This window comes from Nostoc sp. (assembly GCF_036916985.1).
In the GTDB taxonomy this organism is placed as follows: domain Bacteria; phylum Cyanobacteriota; class Cyanobacteriia; order Cyanobacteriales; family Nostocaceae; genus Nostoc.
Genome location: NZ_JBALFD010000007.1, coordinates 27,086 through 47,614, shown reverse-complemented (window position 1 = coordinate 47,614; position 20,529 = coordinate 27,086). Strand labels below are relative to the sequence as shown.

The 20,529-nt window shown below is 43.6% G+C and carries 19 protein-coding genes and 1 pseudogene; 12 read left to right on the top strand and 8 right to left on the bottom strand.

Annotation, left to right across the window (positions count from 1 at the left end; all coding sequences use genetic code 11):
- Positions 1-305: 305 nt before the first annotated feature.
- Together V7L07_RS01775 and V7L07_RS01770 are read right to left on the bottom strand one after the other, a co-directional pair.
- A complete protein-coding gene (locus V7L07_RS01775) occupies positions 306-1,010 on the bottom strand; it encodes a DUF6714 family protein (RefSeq protein ID WP_179069863.1) in 705 nt (234 codons plus the stop codon).
- Between the two features lie 131 nt (positions 1,011-1,141).
- Positions 1,142-1,540, bottom strand: a pseudogene (locus V7L07_RS01770) (GFA family protein); the annotation flags it as partial.
- 546 nt (positions 1,541-2,086) lie between these two features.
- Here V7L07_RS01770 and V7L07_RS01765 point away from each other — a divergent pair.
- From V7L07_RS01765 to V7L07_RS01735, 7 genes are all read left to right on the top strand, one after another.
- Positions 2,087-2,734, top strand: a complete 648-nt coding sequence (locus tag V7L07_RS01765; RefSeq protein ID WP_335054496.1) for an MATE family efflux transporter — start codon at positions 2,087-2,089, stop codon at positions 2,732-2,734.
- Between the two features lie 50 nt (positions 2,735-2,784).
- Positions 2,785-3,869 (top strand): ISKra4 family transposase gene (locus V7L07_RS01760; RefSeq protein ID WP_335054494.1). Its coding sequence is split into 2 segments (ribosomal slippage): positions 2,785-2,940 and positions 2,943-3,869, totalling 1,083 coding nucleotides; the frame shifts between segments, so codons are not numbered across the junction.
- Positions 3,870-3,936: 67 nt separating this feature from the next.
- Positions 3,937-4,347: a transposase gene (locus V7L07_RS01755; RefSeq protein WP_335054493.1), complete on the top strand. Its 411-nt coding sequence runs from the start codon at positions 3,937-3,939 to the stop codon at positions 4,345-4,347.
- 66 nt (positions 4,348-4,413) lie between these two features.
- Entirely contained in the window at positions 4,414-5,208 is a 795-nt protein-coding gene (locus V7L07_RS01750; protein ID WP_335054491.1) for an MATE family efflux transporter, read from the top strand.
- A gap of 321 nt (positions 5,209-5,529) precedes the next feature.
- Positions 5,530-5,871, top strand: a complete 342-nt coding sequence (locus V7L07_RS01745; RefSeq protein ID WP_179069866.1) for an ArsR/SmtB family transcription factor — start codon at positions 5,530-5,532, stop codon at positions 5,869-5,871.
- Positions 5,864-6,361: an SRPBCC domain-containing protein gene (locus tag V7L07_RS01740; protein WP_179069867.1), complete on the top strand. Its 498-nt coding sequence runs from the start codon at positions 5,864-5,866 to the stop codon at positions 6,359-6,361. Before V7L07_RS01745 ends, V7L07_RS01740 begins: the two co-directional genes overlap by 8 nt.
- Positions 6,362-6,386: 25 nt before the next feature.
- Positions 6,387-6,551 carry a hypothetical protein gene (locus tag V7L07_RS01735; protein WP_335054488.1) on the top strand — a complete coding sequence of 55 codons (165 nt, stop codon included), beginning with the start codon at positions 6,387-6,389 and terminating at the stop codon, positions 6,549-6,551.
- A 23-nt stretch (positions 6,552-6,574) separates the two neighbouring features.
- Here V7L07_RS01735 and V7L07_RS01730 read toward each other — a convergent pair whose 3' ends face one another.
- Positions 6,575-6,976: a fasciclin domain-containing protein gene (locus V7L07_RS01730; protein WP_179069868.1), complete on the bottom strand. Its 402-nt coding sequence runs from the start codon at positions 6,974-6,976 to the stop codon at positions 6,575-6,577.
- Positions 6,977-7,169: 193 nt separating this feature from the next.
- On the opposite strand from V7L07_RS01730, the gene V7L07_RS01725 reads away from it, so the two are divergent.
- The gene (locus V7L07_RS01725) at positions 7,170-7,379 is read left to right on the top strand and encodes a CopG family transcriptional regulator (RefSeq protein WP_179069869.1); all 210 of its coding nucleotides are present in this window, start codon (positions 7,170-7,172) and stop codon (positions 7,377-7,379) included.
- Positions 7,380-7,483: 104 nt separating this feature from the next.
- Here the strand turns inward: V7L07_RS01725 and V7L07_RS01720 are convergent, their stop codons facing one another.
- The 3 genes from V7L07_RS01720 to V7L07_RS01710 form a co-directional block, all read right to left on the bottom strand.
- Positions 7,484-7,711 (bottom strand): hypothetical protein, encoded by a 228-nt coding sequence (locus tag V7L07_RS01720; RefSeq protein WP_179070049.1) that lies wholly within the window; start codon positions 7,709-7,711, stop codon positions 7,484-7,486.
- A 135-nt stretch (positions 7,712-7,846) separates the two neighbouring features.
- Positions 7,847-8,800 (bottom strand): hypothetical protein, encoded by a 954-nt coding sequence (locus tag V7L07_RS01715; RefSeq protein ID WP_335054484.1) that lies wholly within the window; start codon positions 8,798-8,800, stop codon positions 7,847-7,849.
- Positions 8,801-8,854: 54 nt separating this feature from the next.
- A complete protein-coding gene (locus tag V7L07_RS01710; protein WP_335054483.1) occupies positions 8,855-9,094 on the bottom strand; it encodes a hypothetical protein in 240 nt (79 codons plus the stop codon).
- Between the two features lie 224 nt (positions 9,095-9,318).
- On the opposite strand from V7L07_RS01710, the gene V7L07_RS01705 reads away from it, so the two are divergent.
- From V7L07_RS01705 to V7L07_RS01690, 4 genes are read left to right on the top strand one after another with little or no spacing between them, the layout of a single operon-like run.
- Complete coding sequence (locus V7L07_RS01705) at positions 9,319-10,593, top strand: DUF4331 domain-containing protein (protein ID WP_335054482.1); 1,275 nt, start codon at positions 9,319-9,321, stop codon at positions 10,591-10,593.
- Positions 10,594-10,598: 5 nt separating this feature from the next.
- The gene (locus V7L07_RS01700) at positions 10,599-12,011 is read left to right on the top strand and encodes a tetratricopeptide repeat protein (protein ID WP_335054480.1); all 1,413 of its coding nucleotides are present in this window, start codon (positions 10,599-10,601) and stop codon (positions 12,009-12,011) included.
- Positions 12,008-13,483, top strand: a complete 1,476-nt coding sequence (locus V7L07_RS01695; protein ID WP_335054478.1) for a nickel/cobalt transporter — start codon at positions 12,008-12,010, stop codon at positions 13,481-13,483. Before V7L07_RS01700 ends, V7L07_RS01695 begins: the two co-directional genes overlap by 4 nt.
- Positions 13,484-13,540: 57 nt before the next feature.
- Complete coding sequence (locus V7L07_RS01690) at positions 13,541-14,173, top strand: hypothetical protein (RefSeq protein WP_335054476.1); 633 nt, start codon at positions 13,541-13,543, stop codon at positions 14,171-14,173.
- Positions 14,174-14,726: 553 nt separating this feature from the next.
- Here V7L07_RS01690 and V7L07_RS01685 read toward each other — a convergent pair.
- On the bottom strand, positions 14,727-16,934 hold the full coding sequence (locus V7L07_RS01685; RefSeq protein WP_335054474.1) for an AAA family ATPase: 2,208 nt from the start codon (positions 16,932-16,934) through the stop codon (positions 14,727-14,729).
- 241 nt (positions 16,935-17,175) lie between these two features.
- Positions 17,176-20,397: a plasmid replication protein, CyRepA1 family gene (locus V7L07_RS01680; RefSeq protein ID WP_335054472.1), complete on the bottom strand. Its 3,222-nt coding sequence runs from the start codon at positions 20,395-20,397 to the stop codon at positions 17,176-17,178.
- Between the last annotated feature and the right edge of the window lie 132 nt (positions 20,398-20,529).

The following is a 20,529-nucleotide window of genomic DNA, read 5'->3' as shown; positions in this document are numbered from 1 at the left end:
TGGTTCTTCTCTCAGATTCTGCTAATAGGGGGCCTGTGTTCAAGCACACCCTCTATTTTTTCTTTGACAGCCTGCCATTTAGTCTAAACTCCAGGATGAAGGAATAGAGCCTTAGTGTGCGAATCGTTGGCTAGAGACTACTAGTGCAGATTCCACAGGAGATAGCTTTGTTGAATATCAACTTTTCTTTTTGTATCTGGTTAAAACAGCGTTCTAAATCCCCGATTGCATTTTCAAATTCAGCCCCAACGAGCCTTGGATAGCAGGACTTTTAAGGCACAAGCCTTGAGAAAAGATACCAGCCGTCACAGCGAAGAGCCATTATTCATAAATTGTAGAAACGCTTTAATTGCCTGTAATTGAGTTGTATTGAGCAACTCCAAGTGAGGGTGATAATAACCCCCTCTATTTTTGATGGCATAGATTGTGTTATCTAAAGTGTCGGAGTTAGAAGTTTTGTAGTGTTTTAAGCACCAAATTATGTAAGCGGGAATGTAGTAGCGAAATCCTTTTGCATCAAAAAAAGGAAAGACATCAGAGAAATATTCAATCCATTCATCTGGTATATCCTGCCATTGGCTTTCACTATCTAATTTTCTGGCTTTCTGAGCATCTGCATAGTCATCTAGTGCTCTGGCTTCATGTAATGTAATTCCGTCTGACCGCTTGACACCATCAAAAGCGGCGGTAATTTGTTCAATTAAGGCTAGCCTAGTATTTTCCTCTAAAGTATCAAGAGTTTGCCAATTGCTATCTCGCACATCCAAAACTGTTGTCGAACGAACAATATCTAGCCATTCCTGCTCACAAGCTCCAAAGGCAATATAATTTCTTTGTGCTTGGCGAAGAGATACCTGATTAGATCCCACCCAGCTAAATCCATAGGAATCTATTGTTTCGCTATCATCTGACCAAAAACAAATAGGACAAATAAGGTATGTTCCAGGTGGCTTGGCGTTCAGAGTTTTGTAACCACAACAGGGACAAGGATAGAGTTCTTCAGTATCCATATTTTGGGTTCTTGGCAACTTTTGGTGATGATGAAAGGTTACGCGCTTTAAGGCAGAAGGCAGTTCTTGCTGGAGGCAGAAGGGTTTTAAGATTTTGCCTGTCGTCGTAGAACTTGTGACAAAGATCCAGATCAAACCTGAAGACTTTTATAGTCTTCTTTTTTGGGCAGGGTCTCGAAGCTATGAACCGCAGAGGTCGTCGCCCATAGCAGCTTTTCCCTCGTCCAAGTTTCGATGAAAGGCGTGAACCATGACGCATCGTCCAGCATCGTTGCACGAAGGTTAACGAACTCGTCCATTCCTTCCGGGCGAGTGAATATCCAACTCATGCAGTCTGGGCAAAAGTAATGGCGAGTCGCGCCATGCAAACCGCCGATGGTCGGCTGACCTTTCAGTATTGAGAACCCAACGCTTGGAATCGCAACGCTTAAAGAAAAAGCGCTGGCAGTCATTCGCTGGCAACCTGTGCAGTGGCAAGCCATCGTCAGCAGAGGCGGGGCACTCACCTGAAGCCGTATCTGTCCACAACGACATCCGCCCTCTCAAGGCAAATTCCAGTCGTTCACGATCTGCCGCCTCCGTTCTCTATTCATCTTCATTCTTAACTAAGAATAATATTTTATGAATTATCTGCAAATACAAAAAAAGGAAGAGAAAGCAATATGGTGTTATCGTAAATCGTGCCCAAAATTGGGGAGTATTTTGCAGCAAACCGAGGGGCGATTTTTGGTGCTTGTTAGGCAACCCCATAGGCAGAAAACAACGCTTGACGGTGCTGTTCTTCTTGAACCCCGAGCGGGTGTAATTGGGCGATCGTCTACACAGCAAATCCTCAAGTTGTACCTTTACTTGGTGTAGACTACCCGCATAGGCGCTAGTTTTTATATAACCATAAGCGATTCGATAGGTTTGTTCAAGGGATGGCATTGTGGGAGAATAGGCTGCTAGATATCGATAACTTTTGTAGGTAAGCATCCTGCCTGCCCAGTATATGCAAGTTTATTTGTAGAACAGCTTAGTTAGTGTTGTTATTTCTAAATTACAATTTCTAGCAGGGGTCAAGGGATTTAGTAATTTTGTCTATCTTTGCTCAACGTTCAGTATTCATCCGCGATTTTCTAAAACTTGCATCTGTAAATGTTCTTTCAAATCTAATGGTTCCGTTGGCAGGACTAATAGATGTAATGTTTTTAGGGCATTTAACGGAGATTCGTCATTTAGCAGGTGTGGCACTAGCAACAATTTTATTTAATTATATTTATTGGACATTCGGATTTTTACGCATGGGTACAACTGGAATGGTTGCACAGGCTATAGGGCGTAAAGATAACCAATCAGCAGTACTGATTGGTTTACAGCATGGAATTTTAGCACTGATATTAGGACTCGCCATTCTGATATTTCAACAACCTTTACAAATATTAGGGTTTGCGATTCTAAGTGCTACACCAGAAGTTAAAAATTCTGGAGTCGATTTCTATAATGCTTTAGTATGGGGTGCCCCAGCAACATTGATTAACTTTGTCTTGATTGGTTGGTTTCTTGGGCAAGCACAAAGTAGTAGAGTGTTGTTGCTTTCAGCTATTAGCAATTGTGCAAATGTACTACTAGATTATCTATTTATTGGGGAGCATCCCAATTTGGCAAGAAGACCAAAGAAAGGAAAAATAATTCGCGAGGCATCATCGCGAATTATGGGGGGACTATACGAATGCTGTCCATAGCTGAGAAAATTATGGCAGTCAAAAAGTATGGTTAAAAGAAGGATAAAACAATGACCCCAGAAGATAAACAACTTTTAGAAGTCCACATCAAAGAGATAGCCAAAATCCTTTATAAAAATACCCCACCCGAAAAAATCAAAACATTTGAGGGCATCGAAACATCTGTACGCGATCAGGTTTTGGAACATATCAGTCCGAAAATCGCCTTTTTTTTGTCGGAGAAAAGACTGGAACAACAAAGGGGAAAACACGGACAATAAGGAGTTGTGTTGGTAAGATTAAAGTCACAAATCAACAGGCATCTCGTCTGGGAATAGAACCGTATCGGCGATTTAGCCCATTGCTTGAAAAGTGCTGTTTATTACTTGCAGCTAACGAGTCATTCCAGGACGCAGAGAATGATCTTAAGCTTCTAACAGGGATAGAAGTTGGTCATAGTACACACCATCGCCAAGTCAAAAAAGTAGACTTATCTCCCCCGAACGTCAAACAGAAATTAACAGAAGTCTGTTTAGATGGTGGAAAGGTGCGACTTCGTTCCGAAAAAAAAGGTCAGCCCGCTTATTGGAAAGAGTATAAAACGGGACGATTGCAGGGTATTTATTACGGGGCATTTTTTCAAGATAATCTCTCTTTAACTGATTGGGTCAACAGCCAAAACACTGGTAAAATTCTTTACTGTTTGGGAGATGGACATGATGGGATTTGGAATTTATTTGCCCAAATAGCTCGCCCAGAATCTAGGCAAGAAATTCTAGATTGGTATCATTTGAAAGAAAATTTGTATAAAATACAGGCTCCTAAAAAATTTCTTGTAGACATTGAGGCCGAACTTTGGTACGGACAAGTCGAACAAGCAATTACCAAGCTCAACAACACTAAATATGTAGGAGTTACCCAATTTACAAACTATCTACGCAAACATAGACATCGTTTGGTGAATTATATGTACTTCCAAGCCGAGCAATTAAGCTCGATTGGTTCTGGAGCAGTAGAGTCAGCCGTTAAGCAGATCGATAAGCGACTACAAATAGTTGGAGCGCAGTGGAAGTATGATTTCATACCATATATGCTCTCCTTGCGCTGTGCTTACTTAAATGGCAAACTAGCTCCGACTACTTGTAATGTAAAATAAATCGCACAAAAAAGAACAAGATTGTTATTCGCGAGGTATCATCGCGAATATATTGGTGTGTTTTTGTATGCCCAGACAAAGAGCCAACGATACTGAACAGGATAAATTAGCTCGATTTGAGCGAATTAAAAAGACTATTACAGCCTTAGAAAAACAACAAGCACTTTTATTAAAGCAGGGTGATCTGGCTGCATCCGGGGCTTGGGTAGCGCGTTATCAAGTCCGTCAAAATTTGAAGAAATATTGGTACTACAAATTACAAGTGCCAATCCCATACTTCCAATGCGCGACATCAAACAAACTGAGTAAATATAAGCATTTGGGTAAAGCTGGTACTCAAGAGCATATTGATGCTGTTATGTCTGTTTTTAGACGTTCTGTTTCGGATGAAATACAGAGAATAATTCATGCTCTGGATGATTGTCTACTAGACATTAGTTCTGGATCTGAGCAAGAGTCAGAAGAACCACTTGATTGAATCCCCAGATTATTCGCGATGCAAACTCGCGAATAATCTGGATTCTTTTATTTTTGCCAAATTGGGATGCTCCCAAAATTTATTGTTCAGTGGGGATGGTCAAGTAGAGGAGCTGGGTTAGCGACAGCCACTAGTCAGTATCTGATGCTGATGGTAGGTATTTTGCTATATTGTCAAACAATTTCATTTAAACAAATACAAGCTTTAATTGGGGAACTATTTGACCTGTCTGCTTTAAAATCAGCTTTCATGCTGAATGGAGAAATTATTATTCGGACTTTTGCTTTAATTTCGACAATGGCGATGTTTAGCAACCTTAGTTCTATGTTAGGAACTGAAATTCTGGCGGCGAATACCATCCTGATGCAAGTGGTGAGCTTGGCAGCATATTTCATTGATGGCTTGGCATTCGCTACTGAGAGCTTGGCTGGAATTTTTCAAGGTAGTGGAAATATTACTTCTTTAAAACAACTGTTGCAAACTTCTGTAGTCAGTAGCTTGGTTATGGGATTAATGTTTGCTACTGCATTTATTTTTGCCCCAGAATCACTGTTAAGATTTCTGACAAATCATACTGAAATTATCAATAATTTACGTTCTTATATTCCTTGGTTGTTACCAGTTTTAGGTTTTGGCTCAGTCGCTTATGCGCTAGACGGTTATTTTCTAGGATTGACTCAAGGTCATACACTTCGTCAAGCGATGCTGAAAGCCACTGTAATTGGTTTTATTCCATCAGCAATTACAGCAATGTATTTCCATAGTAGTCATTTACTATGGCTATCAATGTCTTTATTTATGGCAACAAGAACAATAACTTTGGCATTGTGCGTACCAAAATCATTTTGTAAAAGACAGTGAGGGCAGGATGTTGGAGGCAAGTATTAGATGTAGTATTTAAGACGCTAAAACGTGAGTATGTCACATAGTACAACATCTTCTTAATTCTCTATACCTTTCATCCAGAAATATTAGGGATTTACGCTTTTATTAGTGCCATTCACCCCTGCCCCTCTGCTCACCACCACGTAAAGTTTGTATGGTGAAGCACTAAGTGTTACGCGGTACAACTATATTGCCCAAACGGGCATTTTATTTCTTGGATTTCCCTTAAGTGGGGGCTTGACATGATTCAATAGTACATTTAACCTAGTAGTTAATTAACCATTAGGTTAAATAAAAATGTCTAACGAACAACTGAGCCTTACCTTTGCTGCCCTTGCTGATCCTACTCGGCGTGCAATTCTGGCTCACCTCTCCAAAGGTGAGGCGTCGGTAAGTGAGTTAGCCAAGCCTTTTAAGATGAGTCTTCCTGCAATCTCCAAACATATAAAGGTACTAGAGCGTGCCGGACTGATTGTGCGAGGTCGCGAAGCTCAATGGCGACCATGCCAGATTCAAGCACAGCCGCTTAAACAAGCGGCGGATTGGATTGAGCAATATCGTCAATTGTGGGAACAGAGGCTTGATCAGCTTGATGATTACCTACAAGAATTACAAACCCAGGAGGAACAAGATGAGTAACATTGAGGATTCCATTGATGCTCAATCCCAACGTGAGCTAGTCATTACTCGCATCTTGAAAGCGCCGCGCTCCGTTGTGTTTAAAGCGTGGACTGATCCGAAACACATAGCGCAGTGGTGGGGGCCCAAAGGTTTCACAACCCGTGTGATTGAGATGGATGTGCGTCCAGGCGGGAAATGGCGCTATGTGATGACTGGCCCAGACGGCAGGGAGTACCCGGCCAAAGGTGTTTTTCGTGAAATCGTACCCTTTGAGAGGATTGTTACCAGTGATGAATTTGATGAAGGCTTTGAAAAAGTCGTAAATGCTGATTTACCAAAGGGAATGGTTGTAACAGCCATTTTCGAGGATTTAGATAGCAAAACTAAACTCACACTCCAGATTATGCATGAGTCTATTGAGGATCGGCGTAAGCATGAACAGATGGGTGTGATCGAAGGGTGGAACTCCACTTTTGACTGCCTAGATGAGTTTTTGGCGAAAGCTTGAGTCTTTCTTACTAGGGATGAGGTGCTTGTATGTTTATCTTCATCAAGCCGAGAAAAAGTTGATGCGATGGTTGCTCCCTGGACTTGCCGCCGGTGGAGCAACCTACAATGAACCACAAGACCACAGTTTTATGAGCCTCTCACCGATGGACTCAGAAGAAGCCGCACAGAGCAGCAATCGCGATGTTTAATCTCAAAAAGACTTCACGGCATTTTACTGAGGGATTAATACCTGATCAATAACATGAATCACACCATTATCTGCTGACACATCCGGTGTGACAACTGTTGCATCATTTACCTTAACACCATTATTAGAATCAATTTTGAGGTCTGTTCCCTGGGTTGTTGTTACCTCGGACAACTGTGCCAAATCTACTGCAACAATTTTTTGAGCTACTACGTGATACTCTAGAACTTTTCTTAACTCAATCACATCTTCAAGTAATGCTTCTACAGTACCAGATGGCAGTTTAGAAAATGCCTCATCTGTTGGTGCAAATACGGTAAATGGGCCGGAACCTTTGAGCGCTGTGTCCAAACCAGCAGTTGTAATTGCTGTTACCAAAGTGTTGAAAGTACCTGCATTGATTGCAGTATCTATAATATCTGGCATTGAGTTTTACCTTAACAGCAATCTGCCACTGTCCCAGATACCCATTCCAGTAAGGCTCACCATCAGCTACCCCAATAGAAAAGCCAATTGTTTTGAGATTTATTGGATTAAATAGGCTAAAAGGTAGATTAGGAGAGGCTTTGAAACAAAGGTATAATTTTATGTGGCAATAATAGGGCAGTTTAAAAAGTAAATGGGGAATAAAAAATGGGCAGTCAAACGACTGACAGTAAATCTCACATCAACAGAAAGACAGAAACTGGAACAATACTGTGCAAAAACAGGAAGACCCTTTAACGATGTAATCCGGGAATTACTGCGTTCTTTAAAGGTGGATAGTGACGAAGCATCGGAAATTTCGCCAGATTCAGAAGTTTCAGAATTAGCTCGGCTTCAAAAATAAGTCAATAAATGAAGCAATAGATATTACAGGACTGCTCACCTACACTCAACACTTAAATGATGCTTGAGGAATTAACAGTCAACTGGTCTGTAACGAATGGCAAATCACCCCATCCATTCAGTCCACTGCGGCGCATCTGTCACCAATTGAGCAAATTTGTCTGGGTCAAGATCCTCAAACTCCAGCATCACACCGCAACGCTCATCACTCGTTAGCGTACTGAGTAATTCTTTTACCGCATCAACCCCATTCTCTACACATTCAATTGCCAGTCGAGCGTAATATTTGACCCGCTCCCACCAAGAATCACTGAGTTCTGCTTCTGTGTCCATACCCCCCCGATTATTATCTCCACTTTCATCATTGGGGGGTGTGGACGGCGATGAAGAAGGCAAGGGGGCAGGGGTGCAGGGGTGCAAGAGCTTGTCAAGTAACAACCTTGCCTCTTTTGAGCTAGAAATGCTTTCTCAGAAAGCTTTCCAGATAATAAATTGTAAAAGTTGTTTCTTGACAGGCTCCAAAGGAGAATTATTGTATAAGTTCTTTCCCCTCTGCTCCTCTGCACAAGTGCCCCTCTGCTCAATACCATACTGAGACTGCATTCTAGCTGCATAAGCCGCCTGAAGCTCAAGTGATTCTTGGCGTTTCCGTTCCCTCTCTTCCCGTTGCCTCTGCCGATAATCCAACACCTTCTGGGCAAACTCGACATCAGAAGTATTGAGCCGATAATACCGAACACGCTGCCCATCCTCCAATGGCCGCCGTGACTCAGTAGACAAACCCAGTTGTGAAAGGTACTGCCCCAAAATCCACATCGGATACTCCGATAGCGGGATCGTCAGGTTGAGAATACCTTTAACGTGAGAGGCATTGCGTTTTGAAAAGTCAGCCAAAGCCTGAATCATCGCCTCGTCGCCTTTAATCTCAACCCCAGACATGAGATCCATCAGCACAGCCCTGAGTCCCAGCCGATGACGCATCAACCACGCAGTAGAAAGATTGCTCCAGTCAGTGCAAATGGCTAATCGCTCCCGTTCCGATTTATCGCGTTCGGCAACAATGGTCGGCGGTGGAATAAATTCTCGCCCCTGGTCATCAGTGACCATTTCAAGGGGTGCGGCCAATATCGCTTCAAGTGCGACTATCTTCTTAATTAACCGCCCAGAGTCATCTTGCTCAACCAGTTCCGGGGTTACGCTCATGCCATAAGTATCCTGTATGCGGAACTTCTCACATTCCAAAACCTCTTCTGGTTTGAGATAGTCTTGGTGCTGCCTACTGTTGTAAGTCCTTCTGTCAATATCTTTAGCATTCGCCACCTTGCGGTAATGCTCCTCATCGATGGCAATACCAGCCGCTTTCATCCACCGGGAAGTCGCTTCATCACCACCGTCACCCAAAGGAATAATCGTATTGCCCATTTCCTCTAATAGCGATAACTTCGTTAAGCTTTCCTGCGGAACGCTGCGCGAACGCTAACGCAAATCAGCCCGAAGATTATTGATCGACCAATTGCGCTGTGCTTCAATTTGGCAAGAGGTATCCAATGCCCAATCCTTCTCTGCACCACGTCTGCCTGTCTCTCTGTCAATGCGGATGAGAAAGGCAGTCATTTCATTTTTCTGGAGAATTTTCTCCTTGATGCGACGGGCATTCAACATTTCTACGTCTTGCGAAGCACTGCCGCCACTATTTAGCGTCGGGTCGAACAACATATCCAGTAAAACTGGTATGTATTACAAATGTAGTGCTAAAAGCTACTAAATCTGGAAATTAGAAAAGTGAGCAAGAAATGAGCAAGTTTTGGTCTGGAAAGTGAGTAGTAAGAGCAAATAAGCTGGGAAGCACTTCGGTAATAGCGCCAGTCTTTTTTGAAATCCAAATCAACTTGCTATTTTCACACCAACAGTAGAGGCTAAACACCTCAAGAAGGGCAACTATGAGAATAAATGCTCGGAGTATCACCTCTTTTATACCAACTGAAAGCAGGTTACTCATAGATAAAGCAGTCCAAAATATGGTATTTTTTTGTATCAAGAGATCGCCATATTGGACTAAAGCTACTCGTTTTTTTCGTCCCATAGTGGCATTTGTCGCTATTTTGCTGGTAGTGCTAACCTATGCAACTCCTAAAGCTTTGGCTTCAGACCACCAAGACACAACTTTTCTTGCCACTAAGCTGACTGCTGCGGATCTCACAGATTTGTTTGTGTTTGAGAGTCCCACAGACCCCAAAAATGTTGTCTTAGTGATGGATTTCGACCCTCTGATCGTTTCTGGTGAAAAAAGACCATTCGATCCAAATGTTCTTTATCAGTTCAAGATTGATAACACTGGCGACAGTATTGAAGATGTCGTACTCCAATTCAATATAAATGGTAAAGGCTCACACCAAACTGTGACAGTGCGCGGCCCATGTCGTCCAACCACAGTAGGAACAGAGTCAGCTTTACTCCCAGTGAGTTGGACAGGGCAACTCAACCAAACATTCGCCGCATATAACGGCATGAAGTTCTTTGTTGGGACACGCAAAGACCCGTTCTTTTTCGATTTGGAACAGTTCTTTAAAATCATCCCGGATCGGAACTATAGCCTTCAGCCTAATCCCAGTCCTTCCTTCCAAGTTCTTTCCTTTAGACCACCTGGACAAGCAAAAGACACCCTAGCCCCATTTAATGTCCACTCAATTATTGTCGAGCTACCCAGGAAACTGCTTGGTAAAGGCAAGATTGGTGCTTGGATGACAACTAGTGTTAAAACTCCTAGACTCAGAAATGGGCATTTTGCTCAGATTGAGCGGTTAGCAGTTCCAGCCCTGAATGAACTTTTTATGGACTTTAAAGCTCATAATAATAGTAATCTTCAGACACCAACTAAAGACGCTAGCAATCAATCCCAATTCATTCAAGCCTTTGTGAAAACGATCGGTAGACCTCAAGGTATAGCCGATGCAGTGATCTCAGTGGCGATTCCTGATGTTATCCAAGCTGACCTTTCTAAACCTAGCGGTAGTTATTTTGGGACTCAGTTAGGCAAAAATTTTGGTGGTAGAAGACCAAAAGATGACGTAATTGATGTAACTGCATCTGTTGTCTTTGGTAATGCAGTTACAGGCATTTCTACTGGTATTATTCCGGGGCTGACTAGCGATAATGTTGGGGCTAATAATGCCAACTTTCTTCCTACCTTCCCTTATTTAGGCAATCCTTTGTAAGGTTTATGTATCTACGAATACTATGGGTCTTAGTGCTGACTAGCCTACTGGTTTTACTAAGACCCTGTGATACAGAAGCGCTAAGTTTAGGCTACACCAATAGTAATTTAGGCGCATATTCCTCTGCTGTGCAACTGCTGACTGTTAATTCCAGGGAGATATTACCAGGAAAACAGTCAGATTTAGTCTTCCCCGATTATTTACAGCGATCGCATATTATCAGCGTCTATGAGGAGAAAGTTGCCCAATCTCCCGATTCCTCAATATTTTTACGTCTGTTAGCCGATCAATATTTGAGGCGCTTTCGAGAAATTGGAGATATAGACGATGTGTTACGAGCAGAACAAGCGGCACGTAGATCCCTGGCACTACAGCCGCGCCATAATCAGGTTTCTTCCATGCTCCTAGCATCAGCTTTACTATCTCAACATCAGTTTCGAGAAGCTTTAAATGTGTTAAATAATTCATCTCTTGATAATCCCAATATTGTCTCGCTCTTGGCATCGATTCAGATGGAGTTGGGTGATTATGAAGCAACTCATCAACTATTGCAGAACCTTGCACAGGAAGAATCGAACTCTGGTCATAATGCGGTTTTAGCTCGTTACTTAGAGTTAACTGGCAATCTAGCCTCCGCACGGCAACTGCTAGATGAGGCTATGCAGGAGATGGATTCTTTCTATACAACAAGTGCCGAAACTCGTGCTTGGTTTCATGTGCGGACTGGGGATCTGGCTTTTGCAGCCGGCGATTTTGCCCTGTCTGAGCAGCGATATCGGGAAGCTTTTGACCTCTTTCCACGGCATATAGCTGCATTTACAGGACTAGCCCGCCTCTATGCGGCACAGCATCGCTGGCAGGATGTTCTAAATATCGCCAACCAGGGTATAGAACTGATGCCATTGGTAGAAACGCTGGGGTATAAGGCTGATGCTCAAGTAGCTCTGGGAGATCAGGAAGGCGCAGCTGAAACTGAAGATTTAATTGGGGTAGTCGCTTACCTGAGCAAGGTTAAAGGAATCTACGATCGCGCAATGGCTGTCTACTACACTGAACATGGAATCCACTTACCAGAGGCGCTACAAATTGCCCGTAGTGAAGTAGCAGTGCGAGACGATGTATATGCTCTTGATACTTTAGCTTGGGCAGCTGCGGCTAATGGGCAATGGCAAGAAGCGCAAAAGGCAGCACAACGAGCAACTCGTTTTGGGACAGAGGATGCTTTGCTGCAATTTCATACTGGCATGATTGCGTTTCACTTAGGTAATCGTGAGGAAGCAATAAAGCGACTAACTCAAGCTGTTAGCCTCAATCCTCAATTTCATCACAAGTATGCCGATCAAGCCCGTCAAGTCTTGGCTAACTTAGTATCCTCTGTCTCTTTTCCCACTCCTAACACTATAGGGAGTTCTTTATGAAAAAGCTGCTACATTACTTCGCTTGGAATACTGCAATCATCGTAGTATGTTTATTTTGGATGCCGGAGGCGGATGCCCATCCTTTAGGCAATTTTACCATCAATCACTACGCAGGAGTGCAGGTAGCAACCGATGGGGTGGGGATTGATTATGTTCTAGACATGGCAGAGATTCCGGCTTTTCAGGAAATTAATCACTTAGATACTAATCGCGATCGCGAAGCTGAACCTGTAGAGACAGTTCAATACCCCGAACAAAAATGCCAGGAAGTCAACTCACATCTGGAACTGTTGATCGATAAACATCTGCAAGCACTGTCTTTGGTAAAATCAACAGTCGAATTTCCTCCAGGTGTCGGAGGATTATCTACACTGCGGCTGAGTTGTAATTTTCAGGGATCAATGGAGTTAGTCGGCGCGAATCAGTTAATAGAATTTGAAGATCAGTTTTATCCACAGCGCTTGGGCTGGCGTGAGATGACTGTGGCTGCAAGTGGCGTGACCATTCAAGGTGATTTCACCTCTTTGAGTATCACCAACCGCTTGAGAGATTACCCCACTGAATTACTCAGCAGTCCTCTCGACCAGCGTCGGATTGACTTTAAACTCAATCCGTCCCTGACATCGAGCGAACAAGCGCCTCCACCGGAAGTTAAATCATCCAGCCGTTTAGATAATGCTTTGACAGGAAGAAGCAACGATATCTTCACTAACCTAATTACCCAGGAAAATCATAATTTCCTGACTATCTTAATAGCTCTAGCGATCGCCTTTTTATGGGGTGGTTTACACGCCCTGTCCCCTGGTCATGGGAAAACGATAGTCGGTGCTTATCTAGTGGGTTCCCGTAGTAATGCCAAACACGCTCTATTCCTGGGGTTGACTGTGACGGTTACTCATACAGCTAGCATATTTCTTTTAGGGCTGGTAACACTTGGCACGTCTCAGTTTGTGCTGACTGAACAATTATACCCTTGGCTAAGTGTAATCTCTGGTCTGCTAGTAATTGGAATTGGTTTAAATTTGTTCATCAGTCGATTACAAGGTCATTCACACGACCATGAGCATGAAAACCATCAACACAGCCACGACCATCATCATCACCATCATCACCACGAGCATTCGCATCTACCGTCTCACGGTGATGTAAGTTCCATGAAGTGGTCTAGCCTACTAGCGCTGGGAATATCGGGCGGCTTGTTACCTTGTCCTTCAGCCTTAGTAGTGTTGCTGAGTGCGATCGCAATGGGACGAGTTGGCTTTGGACTAGCGCTAGTGTCTGCCTTTAGCTTAGGTCTAGCAGCAGTGCTAACTGGAATCGGCTTAATGCTAGTCTACGCCAAAAATCGGTTTGAGCATTTGCCACTCCAGATCCCCAGGATCAAGATGTTACCCGTAGCAAGTGCCTTATGTATTACCCTAATTGGCTTAGGTATTACTTCCCAGGCTTTGCTTGCTCATCCCTGGAACTAGATGAAAGTGCAATCATACAAAGCACTCAGTTTTGTAAAAATAACCTAGAACAACTATATGTCACAAGCAATTAAAGAATCCATCGTCTCAGAAAACAATCTATCCCATCGCTCTACCAAGTTTTCCAAAATAGCCAAGCTTAAGAGTTTGAGTGAGTGTTCATTTAATTTTTGGCAAAAATCGCTCTTACGTTCAATCCCTATTGCCTCTGCTGCGATGCCTGGGTTGGGCGTAGCCATCGCTCTATCTGTAAGTGTTATTTTGCCATCTCAGGCATCCACTATTTCATATTCTAGTGACACAACAAATGCACCAACTTTTAACCGTCCGCAAACGGAAGGGTTTGAAAGTGGTACAAACCCACCCACATCACTTTCTAGTAATGGTACTGCCGTCCCTTATTACAGCCAGCCTTTCTTAGTTGATACTACTGGCTTATATAATGTTGTAGGTTCTCAAGCTTTTCTGGGCATCCAGTTCTTGTACCAAAACAGCTTCAACCCAACTACCCCATTAGTTAATTTACTCAGTGGGAATGATCCTTTCCCAGATGAAGGCACATCTAGTTTTAGCGGCTTGAGCTTAACTGCCAATAATCAATATTTCTTAGTCACTACTGGATTTGACAATAGCAATAACAGTTTTGGGAATTTTACCAATACCATCACAGGACCACTAACCTCCGAATAAATCATCCAGATTCATTACTTATACCAATTTTCTGTAAACTTGCACTTAATAACTAATTTATTTCTTTGCATACTTGGCTGTTTGTTGAATAAATATTAAGTGCGTCTTAATGGATAATTGGTATTAATTTAACGGGCAATCACCCGTTAATGGCTAAATCTAAACTCCCAAAAGTAGCAATAACTAAGGAATAAGAATTAAATAATATACAATTTATGTCCCTGGTTTACCTCACCCTCAATCCCTCTCCGATATATTGGAGAGGGATCGTGAGACAGGATAAAGTTTTGCATCTTATTTAATCCATGTTCCTAAAGATAGTCGTAGTCTATCTAATTCATTGCTAGTTGTATGTGATGATTTTTTCAGAAAATCTTATTTTGAGGAAAATATGAAACGATTTATCTTCATTTCTTTAATAACTGCTTTGTGCATAATCGGCTACTTTGAAATTAGCTTGTCACAGGCTGAAAAACTTTTTTGGCTGAATTTGAGTCTTTGAAATCCTCCCTCACGAAATCATTTCCCACTCCGCCCTCGTAATTTTCGCCGATTAGCTAATTTCTCTTTGCCATAAAATATCTGTAACTCTTGTCATCCCAGCTTTTAGATGACGGCGATAAGTACTGAAAGGCAAATCTAGTAACTCAGCGGCTTGTTCTTGCGTGGGGGCGGGATTTAAATAAGTTCGATAAACAGCGCGGTAGAGTTTTTCATCACGCGGGGATGATTGTAAGGATTCAACTGCTTGTTTCACCAGATTCTGTAAAGCGTTAATGTGTTCGGGTGAGTGCCCAGAGAAGGACTTATCGGGGAGTTGCGTGTCCAAAGGACTCTCGCTCATACTTGCTTTTGTGGCAACTTGTTCTGAGACGCTTCGCAGTACTTCGTACACGCTGCGCGATCGCACTAATGGATTATTCTGTAATACATCGGGACAACTAAAGTTACGTAACGCATTCTGTACCGCCTCCACAAATTCTGGCTGACTAAGAACTAACAGAGGTTCACCGACTGGAGTATTATCTACAGATTCTCCCGCAGTTGTAACCTCTTTTCGAGCCAAAAATTCCTTCCATGCGGCAGGCGACACAATTCGCCAGTCATGCCCATAAACACCATAGTGTCTTCCCTCAACTGTAAAATCAATTTCAGAAAGTCGTGTTAAGTCGAAGTAGTTTAACATTGCTGTCCAACTATCTGCTTGGGCACAAGGTAGGAAGGTGTATGCTAACCCCGGTGTTTTCTGAAAATACTGCACAAAATTAATGAAAATTAGACTTTGGGTGGGTGAAACAGCTTGATAGGTGTCCCGTGCCATCCAGAAGCGGAAAATAGTTGCACCTTCGCTAGGACGTAATGGTGCATGGGTTTGGAGATATTGCCAAGATGCAAGAGCGCCCGGATCTGCATTCAAATCTTCAACACTTGCTGTGTGCAATGCCACCATCATTGCAAATCCCGCAGGTTCGGAATGCAAGTCACGAAATACTACTACATTCTGCGGTTGGCGCTTCAACCAGCGATCTGCTATTTTTGCTGATTCTTCGCCTTCGTATTCTGCCACCATCCCCAGCAGTGCAGTTTTGTCAGTTTCCCGTAGTGAGTCCGTCAATAAACTACTTTGCTCTCCCCAGGTAAAACAGGATCGAATCGCCGAGTTATCCCGATGCAAAAAAATATAATCAAGTAGCACTCGATGCTTTTCTTGTCCCTGAGTTTGCCCTAGTCGTTTGGTATAATATTGACGCGCTCGGTGGTGTAATTCATTGTAAAATTCCGAATTACGCCAACGCAAGTCAGCAATTAAAACTTCGCGTGCTAAATCGTGGGGAAATAAACCCAATTGCCCTGATTCGATAAACGACAGTCCGCGCAACCACTCAAATAAATCGTGAACATCAAGTATTTCCCCTAAAGAGCGAGCCTCACCAGCCAAAGTATTTTGAGGCACAGCCAATATTTGATTTAGTGCGGCTTCGGTAGTCAGCCGGATCACCGCACAAGCTTCTAAAGCCATACGGTGTAGGGGCGTTGGTACTTCTTTGATGAATCTTGACAACAGTGTTTTAACAACATTAGGAGCAGATTCTGCTTGAAAAGAGATTTCTTTTCCCTGAGCAAACACCTCAGCAACCAAAGATAATGCTAGAGGATGTCCGTGGGTAAATTCTAGAATCGCCTGGTGTTGTGTAGTGGGAATATCTCGTGTGGTGAGATAAGTTTGACTTTCTTCTGGGGTAAGGTTGCGTAGGGGCAAGGTGTGCATCAAAGCTTGCCAACCTGGATCGCTACACCAACCAGATGAGAGAGGATTGCGTCCAGCAATCACAATTAAGGTATTAACAGACAAATGGGGTAAGAATACTTCCCGCAGCCATTCATCTAACTGGGTAATAGCTTCATAAGTATCAATTAAAATTACATTACGTTCTTCTCTTTGCGCTAGCACATCCAGAGGCGAATCTGATTCATTCAATGCCATCAACGAATGCAACGTGCTAATAAAAGATTCTGGCGCGGCTTCTATATTACGTCCTTCTACGTAGATAGTTGAGATTTTTGACCGTTCACAAAACCGTAAAAACTGCTGCATCAGGGTTGTCTTGCCCACACCGCCAGGGCCAAAGACGTGCAAAATGTGAAAAGGTAATTCTCTTGATGAGATCGCATCAAGAAATAGCTCCACTTCCCGCTCACGTCCTACAAATCTGCGATTTCGTTCTGCACTTAGTCGCTGTAATAGAGATGTAATTGCCATCCCTTCCTTAAATTTTACGTAGGATTACTGTTTTAAAGTATGAAGGATATTTTTGATTTCTAAAATCTACTTTGACAAAATTTATAAATAATGTTGATAGTGGTAAATATCTAGCGATCGCCAATTCTCATTTTAAGGTTTCATGGCATTAAACCCCTCGCAGCACGCAGGTTTGACAAATTCCTAACCAATGCAGCGATCATCCCTGTAATTAATCGGGTGAGCTTTGTGAGGATGTGACCTACACCACCACCAACCAATCACAGACCACAGACCTACAGTCGCTCCCAAACTTAACCCAAACCTGCCACTGCCCCAGGTGTGCGTTCCAGAACGGCTCACCATCAGCAACCCCGATAGCATTGCTAATTTTGGAGACTAGCTCACTGTAGAATTGACCAGCATTGTCGAGTCCTTGGCGCAAATTCAGCTTCAGCCCCTTCCATCCAAGGACAGCCGGACTTTCCAGTGGCGTGAGTGTTTGGGGAATATCCTGGGATTGGGTGTCAATGACTGGTATAGTCGTACTTATATTATTAGTGACTGACACCGATTCCCTTGAAAACGCTTCATCTCGATTTAACCATTGTCCAAAAATCGAATCACGCTGATCATCAGGTGCAACAAACTGGTAAACGCACTCCCGGTTTTCACGCTTGCCCAATCGACCAACATAATTCAACTTCAAATCAATCTTCGCAAGTAACTTCTGTGCGATCGCTATCGGTGTGTGTTTTTCAGAAATGGAAACATTCAGGTAATTCTTGATAACGTGCCGATGCTTTACAGCCAGCGCTTTAAACTCAACCATCTTCTCATCACTTCCACGCAACTGAACGTCTGGTGTAAGAAACTGCAACAGATTGAGATTTTCTAGTAACAGTACAGCAGGTAATAGCTGCCCCTTGTTAAAATCCGGTTTCCAAATCGAATTTTCCCCAGCCTCTAACTGCGTCTTAGCCCGTTTAGTATCACGGTTCGTCAGAAATTCCCGCCCCAGGGTCAAATAGTAGTGCATTCTCAGTTGAGGATACCACCCATCGTCATCTTTCTCGACCAAATCAGGGGTTACGTCAATTTCATAGCGACGGGACAATTCAGCCTTGCGCTGCTGATGTCGTTCGGTTTTCGTTTTCGCCCTTTTATCTTGTAGCTTTTTCAATTCGGTTGGGGAGAGTTCATCGGAATCCGCGATCGCTTTACACTCCGCAGCATACAATTCAACAGATGCCGCCTTAACCGACTCGATTACAGCCCCACTCTCATCGTCATCAACATCCTCAGCATCAATAACGATATATCCATCTTCGACCAAACCCGCAAGCACCGATTCTCGATAGCGCCGCATCTCTACGTTGATTACAGAACCACGCTTGCCCCAAGTCTGCAATGACTCTGGCTGAAAGTTCTGGTCAACATAGCTCAAATCCGCATTATCCGCCGCCGACAATAGCGCAATGTTAGCTTGTGTTGCGACGTGCTGACTTCTGAGCAATCCTCCGATGGATGTGGAACCATTGCCCACAACCGACATCCCCCACTCTCTGACCCAGATATGACGGTCAACAGTTTCCCTAACCCTTGCCAACATCTGACGCACAGAGTTAACCGGTTGCACTCCCTGAAAAATCCCCCAAACACCATCAAAATGTCCTCGAATGTCGATGGATACCCCAGTTTCAAGACTTGGAGAGGCAATAACCAAATCGTACTGGGTCAGAATTTCGTTCAGATGAGCGATACAACCGAAAGCCGCATGAGAGGGGTCAGCAACAGATTCGCTGTCTATTCGCAGAATCCGTAAATGTGGGAATTTGCGGCGAAACCGTTCTTCCAGAGCTTGCGTTCCCCATTTAGATTTGGCTTTCTGAGCAGAGCAGCATAGTAAATGATGCCCACCTTTAGAAATCGCCTTGTCCAGTGCAGCGATGAGATTTTTCGGGTTACTTCCAGAGTAGTTGTAACAATTGCCAGCTACGTGACGATAGTTGTTTACGATTACAAACGGGTTAACTCGATATTCCCCAGCGAGTGATAAAACATACTTCACATCTGTGTCAGAAACATCAGCGCTTGATAGGTAAATCTTTCCCTGACTGCTGCCCAAAATATTCTGTACCAGTTGTTTGAGGTTTTTGAGAACAGATACCCGACGTTTCTGCACTTCCGTACCAGAGTTAAGCAAATGCCAGAATACTTGGTCGCACTCGTCAATAATTATGACATCATTAGACCAGTCGTTTGGATTGAATCGGGCTTGACTTTCCTGGTGCAGTGAATCAACACACACGCCATATCCTAATAATGTGCCTGTTTCATTTGTGCGGACTTCGGTAACATAGTTAACACCAAAGCGATTACACAATGCTTCGCCTAGCTGGATGCGATGGGTGATGATTAATACTCTCTGTCCCTGGTCGTGTGCTTTCGCCACCTCAGTTGCCAGCCATTCGGTTTTACCAGTACCTTTGGGAGCCTTGAGGATAATCAGTTTTTCACCTTCCGGGACGAGAAGCTGGCCCAAGAATCTTTGGTTGAGTGCGATCCCAGGCGGGTAAGTCAGCAAAGTAAACAGCTTAATCTCCCACAACTCCAGTGCAACGGCTGTATTGTAAAGTGCGTCAAAGGCTTCCTTCCCCTTCGCAACGATAAAATCATCAACCCCTTTCTCTGGCCCTAAAAGTAAATCAATCACTCGCAGCGAACAGCCTTCATTTACCAGCAGTCGTCCCATGCGACTGATAGCAGTTCTGACTCGCTGGACTGTCTCTGGCTTGTTGTCCTGGTCAAAGCAAATATTAACCTGTCTGCCCTGTGTTGCGAAATGTTTCAAGTCGGGAATGAGGTTTGGCTTCCCGATGGCAATACCGTACTCATCTTGGGGTGTGCGGTATCCAGCGTTTACTCCCGGAATTGCGATTGCAGCATAACCAGCAGTCAGTAATGCCCCCGCTTTCTTGACCCCTTCCACGATTGTCACTGGCACATTGTGTCGCCAAACCCAGTGCCAGAAACCGCCAGGATGTTGTAAGTCCTCTTCAGTGATGGGGATACCGCTACGATTGGAAACTTTCACCCAAATGCGATTCGGCACTAAGAGGAAGAAAGCGCGTGTCTCGTCTCTGTATGGATGCTCGTACTTGATGAACTTGTGGATTTTTTGGCGGTCACGTCTGGGGTGGTCGGGTTTGAAGCAACCCCACATCATCAGGACGTAGTTGTTGAGCGGGTCAACTCCATTGCACCACCAGCCGCCTAATTCAATGTGCTGGTACTTTTTTAAATCGCGATCGCGCAATCGTCCATCATTGCGGCGGGAGATTTTGGGACTGTAGAGGAGATATTCGTAGGGTAAAGTCCCAGACAGCGAACGCACATTCAGAGCAATGATTTCTTCGTCAACTCCGCTGCCTCGCCATTCTTGTAAATGTTTGAAGTGAGAATCAGACTCGATTATACGCATATTTCCTCCAATATTTTGAAGCAATGCAAAGCTTGGGGTATTGAGTCATACCCCTTTTAGGTTGGTTACGTAGACACGGGTTAAAGAAGCGAGGTTTTAAGGGAAACAATCAACAGGACTTGTATTGGTAGT

Coding starts and splice junctions, on each gene's coding strand:
- V7L07_RS01775 (WP_179069863.1), bottom strand. CDS start 1,010: ATGGATACTGAAGAACTCTATCCTTGTCCCTGTTGTGGTTACAAAACT.
- V7L07_RS01755 (WP_335054493.1), top strand. CDS start 3,937: ATGCCCAGACAAAGAGCCAACGATACTGAACAGGATAAATTAGCTCGA.
- V7L07_RS01750 (WP_335054491.1), top strand. CDS start 4,414: ATGCTCCCAAAATTTATTGTTCAGTGGGGATGGTCAAGTAGAGGAGCT.
- V7L07_RS01745 (WP_179069866.1), top strand. CDS start 5,530: ATGTCTAACGAACAACTGAGCCTTACCTTTGCTGCCCTTGCTGATCCT.
- V7L07_RS01740 (WP_179069867.1), top strand. CDS start 5,864: ATGAGTAACATTGAGGATTCCATTGATGCTCAATCCCAACGTGAGCTA.
- V7L07_RS01730 (WP_179069868.1), bottom strand. CDS start 6,976: ATGCCAGATATTATAGATACTGCAATCAATGCAGGTACTTTCAACACT.
- V7L07_RS01725 (WP_179069869.1), top strand. CDS start 7,170: ATGGGGAATAAAAAATGGGCAGTCAAACGACTGACAGTAAATCTCACA.
- V7L07_RS01720 (WP_179070049.1), bottom strand. CDS start 7,711: ATGGACACAGAAGCAGAACTCAGTGATTCTTGGTGGGAGCGGGTCAAA.
- V7L07_RS01715 (WP_335054484.1), bottom strand. CDS start 8,800: ATGGGCAATACGATTATTCCTTTGGGTGACGGTGGTGATGAAGCGACT.
- V7L07_RS01710 (WP_335054483.1), bottom strand. CDS start 9,094: ATGTTGTTCGACCCGACGCTAAATAGTGGCGGCAGTGCTTCGCAAGAC.
- V7L07_RS01705 (WP_335054482.1), top strand. CDS start 9,319: ATGAGAATAAATGCTCGGAGTATCACCTCTTTTATACCAACTGAAAGC.
- V7L07_RS01700 (WP_335054480.1), top strand. CDS start 10,599: ATGTATCTACGAATACTATGGGTCTTAGTGCTGACTAGCCTACTGGTT.
- V7L07_RS01695 (WP_335054478.1), top strand. CDS start 12,008: ATGAAAAAGCTGCTACATTACTTCGCTTGGAATACTGCAATCATCGTA.
- V7L07_RS01690 (WP_335054476.1), top strand. CDS start 13,541: ATGTCACAAGCAATTAAAGAATCCATCGTCTCAGAAAACAATCTATCC.
- V7L07_RS01685 (WP_335054474.1), bottom strand. CDS start 16,934: ATGGCAATTACATCTCTATTACAGCGACTAAGTGCAGAACGAAATCGC.
- V7L07_RS01680 (WP_335054472.1), bottom strand. CDS start 20,397: ATGCGTATAATCGAGTCTGATTCTCACTTCAAACATTTACAAGAATGG.